General features: G+C 31.1%; 16 protein-coding genes and 1 other annotated feature (1 of these 17 only partly in view). All 16 genes read right to left on the bottom strand.

What is annotated here, in order from left to right; genetic code table 11:
* Positions 1-198 (bottom strand) — a binding site (T-box leader) (it extends 51 nt beyond the left edge of the window).
* 108 nt (positions 199-306) lie between these two features.
* A complete protein-coding gene (lspA, locus tag ACZ41D_RS07580; RefSeq protein ID WP_464153129.1) occupies positions 307-744 on the bottom strand; it encodes a signal peptidase II in 438 nt (145 codons plus the stop codon).
* Between the two features lie 25 nt (positions 745-769).
* The gene (locus ACZ41D_RS07575) at positions 770-1,177 is read right to left on the bottom strand and encodes a C-GCAxxG-C-C family (seleno)protein (RefSeq protein ID WP_464150830.1); all 408 of its coding nucleotides are present in this window, start codon (positions 1,175-1,177) and stop codon (positions 770-772) included.
* Between the two features lie 13 nt (positions 1,178-1,190).
* Positions 1,191-2,516: an AAA family ATPase gene (locus tag ACZ41D_RS07570; RefSeq protein WP_464150829.1), complete on the bottom strand. Its 1,326-nt coding sequence runs from the start codon at positions 2,514-2,516 to the stop codon at positions 1,191-1,193.
* A gap of 64 nt (positions 2,517-2,580) precedes the next feature.
* On the bottom strand, positions 2,581-3,618 hold the full coding sequence (gene ltaE, locus ACZ41D_RS07565; RefSeq protein WP_464150828.1) for a low-specificity L-threonine aldolase: 1,038 nt from the start codon (positions 3,616-3,618) through the stop codon (positions 2,581-2,583).
* A gap of 186 nt (positions 3,619-3,804) precedes the next feature.
* A complete protein-coding gene (gene speE / locus ACZ41D_RS07560; RefSeq protein WP_464150827.1) occupies positions 3,805-4,653 on the bottom strand; it encodes a polyamine aminopropyltransferase in 849 nt (282 codons plus the stop codon).
* Positions 4,654-4,686: 33 nt separating this feature from the next.
* Complete coding sequence (locus ACZ41D_RS07555) at positions 4,687-4,803, bottom strand: hypothetical protein (protein WP_464150826.1); 117 nt, start codon at positions 4,801-4,803, stop codon at positions 4,687-4,689.
* 109 nt (positions 4,804-4,912) lie between these two features.
* Entirely contained in the window at positions 4,913-5,734 is an 822-nt protein-coding gene (speD, locus tag ACZ41D_RS07550) for an adenosylmethionine decarboxylase (RefSeq protein ID WP_464150825.1), read from the bottom strand.
* Positions 5,735-6,087: 353 nt separating this feature from the next.
* Positions 6,088-7,161, bottom strand: a complete 1,074-nt coding sequence (gene orr, locus ACZ41D_RS07545) for an ornithine racemase Orr (protein ID WP_464150824.1) — start codon at positions 7,159-7,161, stop codon at positions 6,088-6,090.
* Positions 7,162-7,204: 43 nt separating this feature from the next.
* Positions 7,205-8,575, bottom strand: a complete 1,371-nt coding sequence (locus tag ACZ41D_RS07540; protein ID WP_464150823.1) for a GlmL-related ornithine degradation protein — start codon at positions 8,573-8,575, stop codon at positions 7,205-7,207.
* Positions 8,565-10,781: a D-ornithine 4,5-aminomutase subunit OraE gene (gene oraE / locus ACZ41D_RS07535; protein ID WP_464150822.1), complete on the bottom strand. Its 2,217-nt coding sequence runs from the start codon at positions 10,779-10,781 to the stop codon at positions 8,565-8,567. The genes ACZ41D_RS07540 and oraE overlap by 11 nt, the downstream gene beginning before the upstream one ends.
* A complete protein-coding gene (locus ACZ41D_RS07530; RefSeq protein WP_464150821.1) occupies positions 10,781-11,146 on the bottom strand; it encodes an ornithine aminomutase subunit alpha in 366 nt (121 codons plus the stop codon). The genes oraE and ACZ41D_RS07530 overlap by 1 nt, the downstream gene beginning before the upstream one ends.
* A 17-nt stretch (positions 11,147-11,163) precedes the next feature.
* The gene (gene ortB / locus ACZ41D_RS07525; RefSeq protein WP_464150820.1) at positions 11,164-12,582 is read right to left on the bottom strand and encodes a 2-amino-4-oxopentanoate thiolase subunit OrtB; all 1,419 of its coding nucleotides are present in this window, start codon (positions 12,580-12,582) and stop codon (positions 11,164-11,166) included.
* The gene (gene ortA, locus ACZ41D_RS07520; RefSeq protein WP_464150819.1) at positions 12,575-12,886 is read right to left on the bottom strand and encodes a 2-amino-4-oxopentanoate thiolase subunit OrtA; all 312 of its coding nucleotides are present in this window, start codon (positions 12,884-12,886) and stop codon (positions 12,575-12,577) included. Before ortA ends, ortB begins: the two co-directional genes overlap by 8 nt.
* A 74-nt stretch (positions 12,887-12,960) precedes the next feature.
* Entirely contained in the window at positions 12,961-14,007 is a 1,047-nt protein-coding gene (ord, locus tag ACZ41D_RS07515; protein WP_464150818.1) for a 2,4-diaminopentanoate dehydrogenase, read from the bottom strand.
* Between the two features lie 273 nt (positions 14,008-14,280).
* Entirely contained in the window at positions 14,281-15,765 is a 1,485-nt protein-coding gene (locus tag ACZ41D_RS07510) for a sigma-54 interaction domain-containing protein (RefSeq protein WP_464150817.1), read from the bottom strand.
* Entirely contained in the window at positions 15,762-17,531 is a 1,770-nt protein-coding gene (gene pnpS / locus ACZ41D_RS07505) for a two-component system histidine kinase PnpS (protein WP_464150816.1), read from the bottom strand. Before pnpS ends, ACZ41D_RS07510 begins: the two co-directional genes overlap by 4 nt.
* Positions 17,532-17,535 lie beyond the last annotated feature (4 nt).

Below are 17,535 nucleotides of genomic sequence, written 5' to 3'. Positions count from 1 at the left end.
CACCTCAAATAATATGTTTTAAAAAACATATTATTTGCCTGTAACGGGGCAAATCCGTCTAAGCCTACTATCCATAAACATAGATTTCGGTTAGAAGCTTGGGGACGTTCTTCAATATAAGATTTATATCGGACTCACACCATCACCGACTCGCTATAATAAATACCTTATATTTACTCTTCCCGTCATCGCTGTTTTCTTTTTTATTATAGATATTATAATAATATAAGAAAACTTTGTCAAATAAGAAAATCACATAAATAGTTTGTGATTTTAATTTTAATCTATAATAATTATTTAATTTCTTTAGATGATATTTTCTTTAATTAGACCAATTAGCAATATTACAACTCCAATAAAAATAGATATATCTGCAATATTAAAAATAGGACATTTTTTGAATTTAAAATATATATAATCTATTACATATCCATAAACATATCTATCTATAAGATTTCCAATAGCACCCGAAATTACTAAAGCAAACCCTATTTTTATATTAATAGTAACTATATCATAAATAATAAAAAAATAATAATATGTTATTACTGCTAATATTAAAGTAACTAAAGCTTTTAAAAACTTAGGTTTATTTTTTAAAAGTCCAAATGCAGCTCCTCTATTCTTAATAAGAGTAATATTAATATAATAATTTGTTTCTATTACTTTTCCATTTGACATGTTATGCAAAACTTTCTTTTTAATTAATTGGTCTAAAACTACTATTGATAATATTAATAAAATAAAGTTAATAATTTAGTCACACTCCTTATCTAGCTATCTCTCTATCTATAATAAAACACAATACATCAGCTGCTGCAAATATAACATTCTGGCAACCTTTTTCTTCAGTTCTATATAAAGGTTTTAATTCGCTACATTTAATGCTCCCCATTTTTTCTTCGTATAATCGAAAAAATTCTCGTATTAAACCTTCAAACTGTTCTTTTTTATATAAATCATTATGACCAAATATTTTGCTAAGCACCATAACTCCACCAGTTAAAGCTCCACAAACGCTCTCAATTTTCATACCACCACCAAATCCAGCTGATAATTTCAAGCATTCTCTACTTAACCCTAAATCATATATTTCATTAGCTCCATAAAGAATTTTTTCAGCACAGTTTAAACCTTCTTCATTACCATATCCATCTTCTATCATTTTTTTTAGCATGTTAGCTTCCTCCCTATTTTTCTCCTTTGTGTAATGAGCTTAATCTATCCTTAATTACTTTTTCATAACCATTTTCAGTAGGTTTATAATAATCTTTATTAATAAATTCATCAGGTAAATATTGTTGGGCTACAAAAGAGCCTTCATAGTCATGAGGATATTTATAACCTTTTCCATAACCAAATTTTTTAGCACCATAGTAATTAGAATCTTTTAAATGATTAGGAACCTTTCCAGTTTCTAAATTTTTAATATCTGAAAGTGCCCGATTTATTCCTACATAACTAGCATTACTCTTAGGTGCACATGCAACATAAACAGCTGCTTGAGCTAACGGTATCCTTCCCTCTGGCATTCCAACAATGTTAACTGCTTGAAACGCAGATACAGCAATATTTAATGCATTAGGATCAGCATTACCAACATCTTCTGAAGCACATATGATTATCCTTCTTGCAATGAATTTAGGATCTTCCCCTGCATAAATCATCTTAGCAAGCCAATACAGCGTTGCATTAGGATCTGAGCCTCTCATGGACTTAATAAAAGCAGATATAGTGTCATAATGCTCATCTCCGCCTTTTTCATATTTCAAGGCTCTTTGTTGAACACAATCTTGTGCTATTTCTAATGTAATATTAATAATTCCTTCTTCATTTGGAGAAGTGGTAAGCACTCCTAGTTCTAACCCATTTAAAGCAATCCTTGCATCACCATTTGATACACTTATTAAGTGTTCAAGTGCATCAGCATCAATTTTAACACGAAGATTTCCTAAACCTTTTTCCTTATCACTCAATGCTCTTTCTAATATACTCTTTAAATGATTTCTGTTAAGAGGTTCTAGTTTAAATATCATAGATCTAGATATTAAAGCTTTATTAACTTCAAAGTAAGGATTTTCAGTAGTAGCACCAATCAAAATAATAGTTCCATTTTCAACGTAAGGCAACAAAGCATCTTGCTGAGATTTATTAAATCTATGAATTTCATCAATGAACAATATTGTCCTCTTATTTGAAAATGCAATATTATCTTTAGCAGTTGAAATAACTTCTCTAATTTCCTTTATACCAGATGTAACAGCATTTAACTGTTCAAAATTCATTTTAGTGGTATTAGCAATAATTTTTGCCAATGTAGTTTTTCCTGTTCCAGGAGGACCATAAAATATTATTGAACTGAGTTTGTCTGCTTGTATAGCCCTATAAAGAAGTTTTCCTTTTCCTATTATATGTTCTTGACCGACAAAATCTTCCAAAGTTGTTGGACGCATCCTTTCTGCTAAAGGAGCAGACTTTTTCTCGTTAATTTCCCTGCTTAAATCAAATAAATCCAATTAATCACCTCTTATCCAAAACATAAAACGAAATCGCATAATAATTATACAATTTCTCCAATTATTAATGTGATAATATATCATCGATAATTTTAACTGCATATTCTACATCACTTTTGCTAATATATCTATGAGTAACAAACCTTATTATCTCATCTGTTATGCTTGAAGCTAAAATGCCTCTTTCTTTCATTTTCAATACAAATTCATTAGCACTATAACCAGTATTTTTAATGTTTACCATAAGTATATTAGTTTGCACAGAATTTTTATCAATTTCTATGCCTTTAATTGATCCTAATCCTTCAGATAGTTTCCTCAAGTTGTCGTGATCTTCCCAAAGTCTTTCTACCATTCTATCTAACGCTACTAAGCCAGCTGCAGCTAAAACTCCAGCTTGTCTCATTCCACCACCCAACATTTTCCTGTATCTTGTGGCTTTATTTATAAACTCTTTAGTTCCTGCCAAAATAGAACCAACTGGTGCACAGAGTCCTTTTGATAAGCAAAACATTACGCTATCAGTATATTTTGTTATATCTTTCGGATTACATTTTAAATAAGTTGAAGCATTAAATAACCTTGCCCCATCCAAATGTACAGGCAGATTATATTCTTTCGCTAAAGAATAAATTTCTTTCATTTTTGGCAAAGGTGTTACAACACCACCTGCCATATTATGGGTATTTTCTATGCATATAAGTCCTGTTTGAGCATGGTGGATATTATTATCATTAACTATAGCATTTTTTAAATCTTCAATCTCCATTATACCATTTTTACCCTTTACAGTTTTAGCTTGAAGCCCTGAAAGAAATGCTAACCCTCCTGCTTCAAACCTATATATATGTGACCATTCTTCTAAAACAATTTCCTGACCTCTTTGAGTATGTGCCATTAATGCTAGTTGATTCCCCATAGTTCCTGAAGGTACAAAAAGAGCAGCTTCTTTACCTACTTTTTCAGCAGCAATTTCCTCTAATTTATTTATTGTTGGGTCTTCTTTATAAACATCATCTCCTACTTCTGCCTCATACATAGCCTTGCGCATTTCATCTGTTGGTTTAGTTATAGTATCACTTCTAAAATCAATTATCTTCATTTTCATCCCCCGTAACATTTTTTATTTTATTATAACATTTTTATAATTAGAGTAAAGTTTCATCTCTAAATTGCAATATCAAATACATAGATATCTTCTAAATCTTTATCTTAATAAAAACTGTAAGTTTCTATAAAGTAGCTTTCATCATAATCTTTATCCCACCATAGTATGGTATGAACATTTTTATGCATTCTCCAAAAGCTCCTTTACATAGTTGGGAATGGCAAAAGCCCCCTTATGCAGTTCAGTATTATAATATTTCGTTTTTAATCTCAGCGAGTTCCAGTTTTGTTCCTTTAGATCAGTGACAGGATGAAGTTCTTTAGAAGCAAATCCAAACAACCAATGCCCAGAAGGATAAGTTGGAATATGAGCCTGATAAACTAAAGCCAGAGGAAAAATAGATTTAATCTTTTTATGAGCATTTTGCATTGCCAGAGCATCATTAGAATAATAAGGGCTTTCGTGCTGATTAACTAAAATCCCTTTTTTCCTCAATGCCTTATAGCAGTTCCCATAAAATTCTTTTGTAAACAGATCTTCTCCAGGGCCAAAGGGATCGGTAGAATCAACTATGATTAGGTCATATTCCTCTTTTTTGGTGCTGACATACTTTAATCCATCCTCAAAATATAAATTTACTCTTCTGTCATCCAATTTCGAAGCAGTTTGGGGAATATATTTTCTGCACATATCCACTACCAGCTTGTCTATTTCAACCATATCGATTTTCTCTATCGATTCATATCTGGTAAGCTCCCTTACAGTTCCTCCATCTCCTGCTCCAATTACCAGTACATCTTTAATTTCAGGATTTACTGCCATCGGTACATGGGTTATCATCTCATGATAGATAAATTCATCCTTTTCTGTAAGCATCAAATATCCATCTAAAATTAATATTTTCCCAAAGTCATATGATTCCAGTATATCTATTCTCTGAAATTGACTTTGTCCGCTAAATAACTGCTTTTTTAGTTTAATTGAGAATTTTGCATTCTCTGTATGTTTTTCTGTAAACCACAGTTCCATATCATCCCTCCATTACTTTTATATTTTCAACACTCATATCCTCAGTAACCATAAGCAGGCTTCCTTTTTCCTTACTATAATATAATATATTATCTCTCCAGTTATTCGTTCTCCAGGCACTAAAACAGGAATACCTGAAGGATATGCCATTACAAATCCTCTCTTTCATCTTTGTAACATGGTATAATAAAATGAACTATCCTTACTCTCCTATGTTTTACTAAAACTTCATATATGGGTATTTCTCTCTGATTCAATTCTAATTACCTCTGTATATATTCTTACCGCTAAAAATTTCAATCATTTCTTTGCGGAGCCTATCTACTATCTCCAACCTTTTCTTAGAAGAAAGATCATATACATCTTTATTGAAAAGGTAATTCTGCAGATCAATTTCCTTTATAAGCATTTTTGTATGAAAAGTATTGGACTGATATACATTTATATCAACTGCATCATATTCTTTTAAAGTCTTATCATCTATATAATCCTGAATGGATTTTATATCATGATCTATAAAATATTTTTTTCCATGAATATCCCTTGTAAATCCTCTAACCCGATAATCAATAGTAATAATATCCGAGTCAAAACTGTCTATTAGGAAATTCAAAGAATTAAGAGGAGAAATTCTGCCGCATGTTGATACATCAATATCTACACGAAAGGTAGAAATTGCATTATCAGGGTGATGTTCTGGAAACGTATGAACGGTAACATGGCTCTTATCCAAATGGGCATGGATAGTATCCGGTTTTATATTATATATATTTGCTAAATTACCCTGATTACAGCTTTCATCCACTTGTTCTGGCATTAAGGGCTCTTCTGCTATTAATACATTTACAGATGCACCCTGGGGTTCATAATCTTGCTTTGAAATGTTAAGGATATGAGCTCCAATTATATCTGTTACTTCACATAAAATTTCAGTGAGCCTTTGAGAATTGTACTGCTCATCTATATATTCTATATAATCTTCTTTCTCTTTTTGAGTTTCTGCATAGCATACATCATAAATATTAAAGCTAAGAGATTTTGTAAGATTGTTAAATCCATATAAGGTCATCTTTTCTTCCAACCCTAACACCACTACCTTTCCTTATAAAATAATCAATTTATTACTAACATATTTTTTCTATAATTTCAATACTTGATTTTTATACATTTCAACTCATAATTTGAGCAAATAATAAAATAAGCTATAAACTGCTTGTTTTCAAAGAAATTTGATAAAACTTGTAAAGAATTAGCTAAGTGGATTCAAAATGCAGAAAACTCTGGAATACCAGAGTTTAAGAAAGATATTAAAAAATGTCTTTCGGAAAAGGATTTAAGAAAATATCACCTCAACTATTGACAAAGAACCATTTTTAAATATATAAATAACTTTTTGCACTTTTTTACTAAACATCTTTTTATCGAAAATCTATATTACTTACAAACATATTCTTTCTGAACATATTTAGAAGTCATAGTCCTTAATATTCCTCCATAAGTAAGTTTAAAATGAATTATATCTCCTATCCTATAACTCTTACCACTTTCAGTAACATCTAGGATTAGATGATCACTACTAGCTCCAAGTATATCAATCTTTTTATCAATTGGTATAAGGTCATTAATATCAATATCTTGTTTTCCTATGGCACAAATTGCTCTTCTTCTTATTCCTCTATCATCAAAGGAAGGTTTATTTCCAAATGCATCCATACCTATTTCACCAATTGGAACAGATGGTTTATCTCTAATTTCAATAATTTCAGTTGATAATATAAAACAATCATCATATGTCCTATTAATTCTATTTCCATAAGCAGTTTCTCTACCCAAAACAATAGATTCGCCTAATCTTAATTGATTGATTTCTTTTGGTATTTCTCTTTTTCCAACTAAATACAAGCTGCTAGAATTACCACCAGAAATGATTTCAAGTTTGATATTATTTCTATTTTCTATATCTTTTTTAATATTTACTAGCTTTCCAAGGTTTTCTTCTGTAGGAATGACACCACCATAGCATGTTAGATTAGTTCCAAGCCCAATTAATTCAACACCTTTCAGCTTTAAAATCTCATCAACTGTATAAATAATTTCTTCATTATTAAATATACCTTCCCTCAAATCGCCTAAATCGATCATTAAAATAACTTTATGCACTTTACCTTTCTTTATTGCTACTTCTGATAAACATTTAATAGTTTCAATATGAGAATTTAACGATATATCCGCATACTCCACTACTTCTTCAACTTGACTTATCATTGGTAATCTTAGCAACAACTTAGGTAACTTAAATTTTTTCATGTTCATAATATTTTCAATCCTAGAATCAGCAAGTAATGAAACTCCGCCTTTTACTATTGATTCAACTATTTGTTTTTCAGCACAAAAAACCTTAGTAACAGCAGCTACTTTAATATTATATTTGTTACAATATTTCACAAGCTCTCTTGTATTATGTTCTATTTTATTAAGATTAATTTCTACTAAAGGATACTTTATCATTTATCATCCCTCCCATATAAATATAGTCCAACTATAAGTTGGACTAATCGTCTATTTTTAAACTTTTCTTCAATAATTGAATAGCTGCTTCAGGATATTTTATTGATAACACTCCTAAAGACGACATAATATAATCATTATCTACTAATACCTCTGCCTCCTTGCCAGGAAGCAGTTCATTTCCATTATTACTTAAAGGAATATCTTTCATGATATTTATTCTATTTGGAAGCCTTGTTAATGCACCTCCAGTACCAATAATATATTTTACCTTTGTTAAATCTTTTCCTTCTGCCACAGTTTTTTTACCTTCTGGACCATATAAATGTCTAAATTTACCTGCATGTCTTTTGATTGCTGTTGTAACAGCAATAGAAGTTAATTCCTCTACAAATCTTTTTTCCATATCTGATATGGGTATTGGTTTAATATCATTAATTAATTCCATTAATTTTTTAGAATTTATTTTTAATCTTTCACCTAGTTTTTCTAGTCCAACTAAATCTATAATATTCTTCATATTTATATATACTCCTAGATCTCCTTCTACAGTTCTTTTAGCCATAGGTTCAGGATTAATTAAAATTCTGCTTATTTCTTCGCTGCCTTCTGTTACAGAGTGTATATCAGTTGTTGCTCCACCTACATCTATAGTAACTAAGTCTCCTATATACTCATATAATAGTTTAGAAGCAAGCATAACAGCTCCTGGTGTAGGTATTATATGTCCTTTTATCATATTTCTAACCTTCGTCATTCCTGGAGCATAAATTATATGTTCTTCAAAAACATCATGTATTACTTTTCTGGTAGGTTCTATGTTTAATTGGTCTATTTTGGGATAAACATTTTCCACTACATATAATTCAGATTTACTTTGACTAAAAATTTCCTTTATTTCATCTTGATTGTCTACATTACCAGCATATATAACTGGTACACCTAAATTAAGCTCTGCTATAAGTTCTGCATTATATAAAGCAGTATCTCTTTCTCCATGGTCAACTCCTCCAGCTATAAGTATAATATTGGGACGTATTTCTTGAATTCTTCTTATGTCTGTTTTTCTTAACTTTCCTGAAGTTATTTGATGAATGTTTGCTCCTGCACCTAATGCAGCTTCTTTAGCAGCTTTTACAGTCATATCATAAACCAGTCCATGTACCGTCATCCTAAGTCCACCTGCAGCACTGCTTGTAGCTAACATCTCATCATACTCTAGTTGTTTTATATTTAATTTAGATTTTAGATCTTCTAAAGCTTCATTTATTCCAATATTTACGTCTCCTTTTGAAACAGAAGTAGGAGCTTGCCCCTGTCCAATAAAGACAGGGGAACCACTTGAAACTCCGTCAAAAGCATTCATAACTGTAGTTGTACTACCAATTTCAACAACCAATACATCAATTTTCATTATTCATTTCCTTTCTTTTCTTTACTAAGAAAGTTGCTACATGTGCTCCTTTAGTTCCTCTGCCAAATCCAGCATCTACTCCATTTGCAACTGCTAACTCATTTGAAACTTGAGTACCACCTGCTAAAATCATTACTTTATCTCTTATACCTTTTTCTATACAAAGTTCGTGTATTCTCTTCATATTCTTGTAGTGAATATCATCATGGCTAATTATCGTAGAAGCAAGAATCGCATCTGCATTTAACTCTATAGCAGCATCAACTAATTTTTCTACAGGAACCGATGTACCTAAATAATGACATTCTATACCATATTTTTCAATTCCACCATGTTTAATATCTATTATTTCTCTTAAGCCAACTGAATGCTCATCTTCTCCAACTGTAGCTGCTACTATTTTCATAGGATGAGCCTTTATTTCTGCCTTAATTTCTTCATCAGTCATTACTTCTGGCTTAGGTGGAATAACTAAATCTTTAGTATCTATGGTAAAAGGTACTCTTCCTTTTAACTCAATTCTAGTTCCTTCTGATGGGTGCATGATTTCTTTGTGTATTACTTCTACATCTTCTAAGTTCATCTTCTTGCCGAATTCTATTGCAGCAAATTCAGCTGTCCTTTCATCTGTAGGTAAAAACATTGTGATTAAAACAATTCCATCTCCTTGCCATTCCATCTCTGGTTTAATTTTAGTTGTTTGTCTAAGTTCTTTAGTTTCTTCAAGCCTTTTATTTACATTGTCTTCTTCATCAAGTTCATCAATGAAAATTATTTTATCAGGATTTTCAAAAGTACATCCACCTATTAGAGAAGCAGGATTATCTACAGCATTCTTGTCATATTGAGCTATATTATTATACCCAAAATGTGCTGTTACAGGTGCCATATAATCTTCATCTCTTTCAACTACTGTCCCAGCACCAACTCCTCCGTTTATTTTTCTTGCTATTCCATCTCCATTTCTTTCAGGATAATAACCAGAATCAACGAAAAATCCTTCTTCGACAGCCTTAAAATATCCACCGACTTCAAGGATTTCTTCCATAAATAGTACTGCTCTTTCTTTCAACTCTCTTACCTTTTCAGCCAGCTCTCCTTCATTTCTTCTTAATTGAACCATTTCCTTTAATCCGTCCATTCCTATTAAAGCCTGTTTAGCTGTATCCGTCCCCTCAATATTGTATATGTGCCATGGAACATTTCTTCCTTCATCTGGTGTAATAGTTGACTGTATGTCTGCTCTTGTAAGTTTTGAAATAAGCAAATTAAGGGTATGAGTTACAGTAGCTTCCCTAGTTGATGAACCCATATATTTTGTGTTTTGTTGAGCTCTCATCTTATAATCTTTAAACAATTCTCTCAAAGCAACAGCATAAGGTAAATCAATCCTTATACAAGGAGCAGGTGGAGCTGTTGGTGGAACTGTAGAAAGACATATATTTTCTTTTTTCATTCCTACCTTAACTGAAAACATACAGTTTATAGCGTGTTGGACCATTAGCTCAGGCATAACTTTCCATGCTTTTACAGCAGTTGCATTTGCATTATGAGCACCATCTATCTGTGCCATATTAGCCCAGGCCATTACTTTCTTGGCAACTGCAGCATCGACAAAAGACCTAATCATATTAATATTTCGATATAATACATTATATTGTGGGTCTTGATGTGCACCATTTACGCCTTCTTCAGCAAACATAACTGCTATTTCTGGACCTGCAACTCCACTTACATAGGAATGATAGTTTATTGGTCTACCTACTTCATCTTCTATTAAATCTAAAGCTTTTCTTTGAGCTCTAACTTGCTTTCTCGTTATTGGTATACCCCCTATTCCTTGTGGAGTTCCTTCTATTAGACCGTCAAAATGACTTTGACCAGCAGTTCTTATTACCATCAAATGGTCAGCTCCATGATATGCGGCCATTCTCATTCTTCTAATATCATCTTCAAATCTCCCAGAGGCAATTTCAGTAGTAATAACTGAATCAGGCTGTGGATCAATATCATCGAAATAATGCCCTGCAGGAAGCGGTTGACTTTGTTTTAATGGTTTAGAAGTATCATAATACTCAAATTCTCCAATAATTCTTTTTTCATTTCTTCCTTCTCGCCAAGTCCATCCTCTTCTCCTTGGCCTGTATTTATCTAAATCCTTTAAAATATTCTCAATATTAAGCTTCTCATTTTTTTTCAATTCCATTATTTATCACCACCTTTAAACAGGTTTTCAACTTCATCCCACATCTGTCCGTTAACAAGTTGTAATCCTGCTTCCCTTATTTCCATTCCTTTATTTTTGGCCAACTTATACACTATATGACCTGCCCCCTTACCTAATAATCCTCTATCAATAGCTCCTTCTACTATTGCTTTAGCTTCAATACTTGAAAATCCCATTCTCAAAAGTACTGACCTTTCAATAGAAGGAGAAGTATTCTTATATGCAAGTTCAATCATTGGATCCACAATTTTCTCAGCTAACTCCCAAAATCTTGCTTCAAGTTCTTCTTCGGTCAAGTTAGCTAAATGTTTTCTCCTTTCTTGAAAATCATCATTTCTTTTCAAATATATCCCTCCCCTTGTTAGTATTTAACTCCTAATTCATCTAATACTTTCTTAACAAAATTATCATCTGATTTAGTTTCAATTGCTAAAAATTCTAAGTCTTCATGTGAAATTTCATTTAAACCGGTATTTTTAATACAATTTTTAATATATGACTCCTTAATTTTTTTCAAATCAATATCAACTGATTTAATGAGACTTGGATGCTTTGGAAGTATGATATTAGTTCCGGGTATTTCTTCTCTCGGATCGCCTATTATTACTTTTATACCATTTTCCTTAGCAAATGATAATTGAGGTTGAATATGTTTACCAGCTCCAGTGTACTCTGTTTCTTGAACTACTATAATTTTATCTTCATCTAATTCCTGTGCTATTGAAAACGCTGCAGTTAAAGATGTATTTCCAGCCGGACCTCTTTCAAGACCTTCCAATTGAGCTAAAGCTTCTGTGATATAAAATACTTCTCCTTGATTTACTGTTACATATCTATCCATATATCTCAAAGGTCTAGCTGCTGACCTTGGAACATCTGATCTATCCGGCCAAGTGGCAAAAGGAATGCCAAATCCAGTATGACCTGTAGTAAAAGATTTTCTATTAAATTGATAGTCACTAGCCATATGAAGTCCCTTCAAATTTACACTTGCACCTACTACTTGTGTATTTTTTGCACCTGCTTTCAATAATCCTCTTGCAGTTCCAGTTAAATTTCCGCCGCCAGCATTTGTAGCCACTACTACATCTGGGTCACGTCCTTCTCTTTCCCTAAATTGCATCGATAATTCATACCCCAAAGTTTCAACTCCTGCTATTCCGAAAGGAGTATATAAAGAAGCATTGAAATATCCTGTTTCTTCCAGTAATCTCAAAAAACTATAAAAGAGTTCTGGCCCAACAGTTAATTGAACTACTTCAGCACCGTATGCTTCGCACTTTCTTGCTTTTTCAATTATTTCTGGTTGTCCCTTACCTCTAGAATCATAACATTCCTGTACAATGATACACTTAAGCCCTTTCATTGCGGCTTGGCTAGCTACAGCAGCACCATAGTTACCGCTTGTTGCAGCAATGACTCCTTTATAACCTAATTTTTTAGCATGATAGACACTAGTGGCTGCTCTTCTTGCTTTAAAGCTTCCCGATGGGTTTGCAGCCTCATCCTTAATAAATATCCTTGCACCCTTACCCTTTGGGGCAAGTTTTCTTGCTAAGGCCGTCAAATTTTTAAGCTCATAAATTGGCGTTTTACCTACACCTGTTTCTGCTTGGATTTTTTGAATTTCATCGATTGTATATCCAGTTTCTTCCATCATTTTTTCGTAATCAAATGATATCCCATTTGTTTCAAATTTTTCGTAATCTATTCCCACTGCTTTCTTCATTATCTCGCCTTTTCTGTCCATTACAGCTTTATAACTCAGATCCCTATTCATCTACTTCACCGCCTTCCAAAATACCCCTTAATTGTCTGCCTATATATAATAATTCAGGCACACATTGTCCAAAACTATGTGTGTAATAAGGGTTGATTTCGACAAGTTTCCCCTTAATTCTTCTTCCAATATAAGTTTCAATTTCAACTTCATCGCCAATATTTGCTTCTTCATTAATTAGAAATCCTTTGTCCCACATCTCTAAAGGAACTTTTTTTGTATCATCTGGAACCTGAGGTGCCCTTTGTTCTGGAGTTAAAACTACATTGTAAATTCTCACCCAATCACCTTTTTTAGCTTTCATTGTATTTCCCCTCCTTACTAACTACATAAATCCTTGTAATTACACAATTCTCTATTATAATATCTAAAACTTATTTAATCTCTTTCAATTAAATCTCTCATATCACCCATTATTGCCCTTGGTACTGGTAAATCAATCATAGTTTTTAATCCTGGTCTTGCATTTATTACATGTGGAATCATATTTACACACATTGCTATTGTTCCAATCCCTCCAGGGATTTCTGGAATATTTGAAACATTTATATTTGGTGTGCCTTTAATTATTACATAATCACCTGTATTTGTACCCTCAAGCTCAGGTTCTATTTGTTGTGGATGGTCCATTTCAATTTTAAGTTCTCCATCTACATATCCATAACCTTTCATAGCACATCCAGCTACATTACCTGGTTGAACTTCAGCATATTTTGATTTTCTATATACATTTGAAACTATAGGTTCCATAGTTTGCTTTATTTCATCGCTTAACTTCCAACCAATTGCATCAGCAATCATGTTTATTGATTCTCTAAAACCAACATGTCCAGCCAATTTCCCTTCTTTTTTACGTTTTTCAAATTCTTCTACTGTAAGTCCTATACCTTGCTCTTCCATTACTGCAGGACCAAATGGTGATAAACTATTAACTCTTCTTGCAAGTATATGTTCAACATCTATACATGCTCCTGTTAAGCATACAACTAATAGATCCATGATAAGACCTGGATTAATCCCGGTTCCTAATACACTAACACCGTTTTCCTTAGCAATTCTATCTAGCTCTTTAGATAATTCAGGCTCATTTGCCATAGGATAAGCCATCTCTTCAGCACTTGAAATAACATTAATTTTTTTCTCTAAGCAGAATTTGATTTTATCAAAAGCATTTCTTGTAAATGAATCAGTACATAGCAATACAACATCTGCAGCCTTTTCTGTGATTACTTCATCTCTAGATTTTATTATTACATCAGGTCTATCTCCTCTATCTACACTTAAATAGTCATACATACTTTTACCTAACTTTTTACCTCTTCCTACTACACCAACTATTTCTACACCTTTTTTCTTAAGAAGCATTTCAGCCATTCCTGATCCCATAGCACCTAATCCCCAAATAATAACCTTTACGTTTTCCATAAAAGCACCTCCAATAATTTAAAAATATTTAGATAAATAATTATATTTTAAATTAATGTTATGCAAATACTTTGCCAATTTATAAATTCTCGTAATTACAACAATCTTTTTTCTTTAAGTATTTAATGAAATTGCAAAATATGCTTTACTTATTAAGTCTTTTAATTCTAACTACAAAATAATTATTTAATTTACCATATTATGATTATGTTAGATATTAAAAAGCTACTGCAAATTAATTTGCAGTAGCTTTGCAATAATTTTTGCATCACATCAAAATATATCATATTTTCTAAGCTTATATTGCAATGCTTGTCTTTTTATACCTAATTTTTTTGCAGTTCTAGTTATATTATTGTTTTCTTCTTTTAATGCTTTCACTATTAATTTTTTTTCGACAGTTGACAATACCTCTGGTAAAGATTTTTCCATATTAATTTCTTTATAAATCTTAACTTTATTTGAAAAATGGCAAATATGAGAAGGAAAATGTTGCATAGTTAAAACATGTTCTTCTGGTAGTATATAATTCATAGCAGCTTCAATTACATTTTCAAGTTCTCTGACATTCCCAGGCCAATCATATTCTTTAAATTTTTTCATAACATCATCTGACAACATCCATACGTCTTTTTTTAATTTCTCATTATATTTTTTTATGAAGTAATCAACAAGCAAGAAAAAATCATCTTTCCTCTCTTTTAATAAAGGCAAATGTATATATATAACATTTAATCTGTAAAACAAATCCTTTCTTAATCTCCCACGCTCAACAGCTTCATAAGGGTCTTCATTTGTAGTAGCAATTATTCTTACATCGACTGGTATATCTTTAATTCCTCCTACACGTCTAATGTATTCTTCTTGTAATACCCTTAAAAGTTTAGCCTGTAAGGATAAGCCCATTGAATTAATCTCATCTAATAATAATGTCCCACCATTAGCCTGTTCAAATAATCCTGGTCTATCTTTAGCTCCTGTAAAACCTCCTTTTTCAGTACCAAATAAAATTCCTTCTAGTAGACTTTCTGGTATAGCAGCACAATTTTGTGCAATAAAAGGTTTGTTTTTCCTAATTCCTTCAAAATGAATACTCTGAGCAAAAAGTTCCTTTCCAGTACCAGTTTCACCATATATTAAAACATTAGAAGAAGAGTTAGATGCTCTTCTTGCAATTTCTATGGCTTTCCTTATTTTATTGTTAGTTCCTATTATATCCTTAAAAGTATAATGCTTTTTTATATAATTATTAATAGACTCCTGTCCTTTGCTTAATTCGTTCTTTAAATCAATTAATTTTTCTGATAATTCTTTGATTTGCGTCACATTTTTAGCTATTTCTAAAGCTCCTAATTTTTCACCATTATCAATTAAAGGTATTGTTGTATTTACTGTTGTTATTTTTTGTCCTTTATAATTTAGATATGTTTGAGCTTTATTTATAATTGGTCTACCTGTTTTTAATACGTTTAAAAGCGTACTAGTATCCTCATTAAGAGTCGGAAAAATATCTAGTAGTTGCTTATTTATAACAGTATGTTTCTCTAATCCTTCTAATTTAGCCATAACATCATTATACAAAATATTTTTTCCATTCTTATCAATAACATGTATCCCAATATCAGCATACTGCAAAATATTTTGCAATATAGTTTTCATTAAATCATTGTTTTTCATATGATCACCTTTAATTTTATATGATACTTTAACTAAAATAACGCTTAAATAACTTACCAAAAAAGTAATTTCATCAATCATATATTTTCATTTAATTTTACAGGAAAAGTTAAAGTAAATTCTGTTCCTTTATTTATTTCACTTGTTACTTCAATCTTCCCATTAAATATTAATGCGATATGTTTTACTATAGCTAAACCTAATCCAGTGCCACCAATCTGTCTAGATCTAGCCTTATCTACCCTATAAAACCTTTCAAATATTCTTGATAAATGTTTTTTCTCTATGCCTATTCCTGTATCTTTAATTTTTATTTCAATATTACCGTTTTTATAAGCATCACTTACTATAACATTTCCACCTGTTGGTGTGTATTTTATAGCATTATCAATAACGTTTATCAACATTTGTTTAAACCAACCGTTATTTCCTATCAAATAAGGCAATTTTTCCTTTGAATTATATTTTAACTTTATTTCTTTTCGATTTGCTACTTCTTCAAGCATTTCTATTACTTCATTAATTGATTTATTTATATCAATTTTGTTATTAATCATACTTTTATTTCCTTCTATTTCAGACAAAAGCATTAAATCTTCTACTAAAGAAGTAAGTCTATTTACCTCTAAAGAAATTATATTTAAAAATTTATCTCTAATAGTTATATTTTCTATAGCTCCGTCTTGTAATGTTTCTACAAAGCCCTTGATTGACGTTAGAGGCGTCTTTAACTCATGAGAAACATTTGCAACAAAATCTTTACGCATTCTCTCTAGCTTTCTTATTTCTGTTATATCTTCTATAATTGTGACAATACCAAGTATTCTAATAGGATTATTATATAATCTTATCGGATTCGAATAAATATTTAATATTTTATGTACAGGCTCAAATATCTCAACTTCATATTTCATCTTGTCATTATTTCTAAGTACATCTTGTACTATATCATCAAAAACACTTTTTTTTATCACTTCTAGGATTGGTTTTCCTACTATATCTTTTTCCTTAATGCCAAACATCTTTTCTGCTGATGGATTTACCAGAATGACTCTTTTATTATTATCTAAAGCAATAACTCCATTAGTCATGCTAGTAAGAATAGCTCGAAGTTTCGTATTGCTTTCTTGTAACTTTTCTATAGTGTCATTAAGCTTCAAACTCATCTGATTAAAATTTTCTGCAAGCTCACCAAGTTCATCATCACTTTTAAAGTGAACTTTTTGCCCATAATTACCATTAGTAATCTTTTTAGTTGCTGTATTTAGTTGAATTATAGGATTAGTAACATTTTTAACATATCTATATCCAAGTACTAATGCCACCAATAGTCCTGCAATAATTGCAATAATTATGTAGTTAATAAATGTCAAATTTAAATTAGTTATTTTATTCAAAGAAACTGAAAGCCTAATTACAGCTAAATTAGATTCAAATTTTTTAAAAGGAATTGCTACATATAACATATTTTGATTTAATGAATTACTGTAACGTTTATATACCCCAATTTCACCAGAAAGTGCTTTTAAAACTTCAGGTCTATTTTTATGATTTTCGAGTGCATCAGAGCTTATCTGAGAATCTCCTAACACTGTTCCATCTTTAGCTATAAAAGTAATTCTAAAATTTATCTTATTTGAAAACTTAACTGCTAGATCGTCATAATCGATATTAGTTAAGTTATCTTGTTCATAAAAAAACTCTGCTATTAGCTTTGAATTAGTTAATAAATTATATTCCATATTGTCTAGATAATTAATTTTTAAAAAATTCAATGAAAATACACCAGTTGTAACTACTCCAATTAATATTAAAGTAACAAAAATAAAGTATATTTTTTTTCTCATATAT

The organism is Brassicibacter thermophilus, assembly GCF_055378355.1.
This window is presented reverse-complemented; position numbering and strand designations above follow the sequence as displayed.

Bases quoted from the DNA above. Each gene is read 5' to 3' on its own strand.
- ACZ41D_RS07575 (WP_464150830.1), bottom strand. From the start codon at position 1,177: ATGCTAAAAAAAATGATAGAAGATGGATATGGTAATGAAGAAGGTTTA.
- ltaE (WP_464150828.1), bottom strand. From the start codon at position 3,618: ATGAAGATAATTGATTTTAGAAGTGATACTATAACTAAACCAACAGAT.
- speE (WP_464150827.1), bottom strand. From the start codon at position 4,653: ATGGAACTGTGGTTTACAGAAAAACATACAGAGAATGCAAAATTCTCA.
- ACZ41D_RS07555 (WP_464150826.1), bottom strand. From the start codon at position 4,803: ATGGCATATCCTTCAGGTATTCCTGTTTTAGTGCCTGGAGAACGAATA.
- orr (WP_464150824.1), bottom strand. From the start codon at position 7,161: ATGATAAAGTATCCTTTAGTAGAAATTAATCTTAATAAAATAGAACAT.
- ACZ41D_RS07540 (WP_464150823.1), bottom strand. From the start codon at position 8,575: ATGAAAATTGATGTATTGGTTGTTGAAATTGGTAGTACAACTACAGTT.
- oraE (WP_464150822.1), bottom strand. From the start codon at position 10,781: ATGGAATTGAAAAAAAATGAGAAGCTTAATATTGAGAATATTTTAAAG.
- ortB (WP_464150820.1), bottom strand. From the start codon at position 12,582: ATGAATAGGGATCTGAGTTATAAAGCTGTAATGGACAGAAAAGGCGAG.
- ortA (WP_464150819.1), bottom strand. From the start codon at position 12,886: ATGAAAGCTAAAAAAGGTGATTGGGTGAGAATTTACAATGTAGTTTTA.
- ord (WP_464150818.1), bottom strand. From the start codon at position 14,007: ATGGAAAACGTAAAGGTTATTATTTGGGGATTAGGTGCTATGGGATCA.
- ACZ41D_RS07510 (WP_464150817.1), bottom strand. From the start codon at position 15,765: ATGATTGATGAAATTACTTTTTTGGTAAGTTATTTAAGCGTTATTTTA.
- pnpS (WP_464150816.1), bottom strand. From the start codon at position 17,531: ATGAGAAAAAAAATATACTTTATTTTTGTTACTTTAATATTAATTGGA.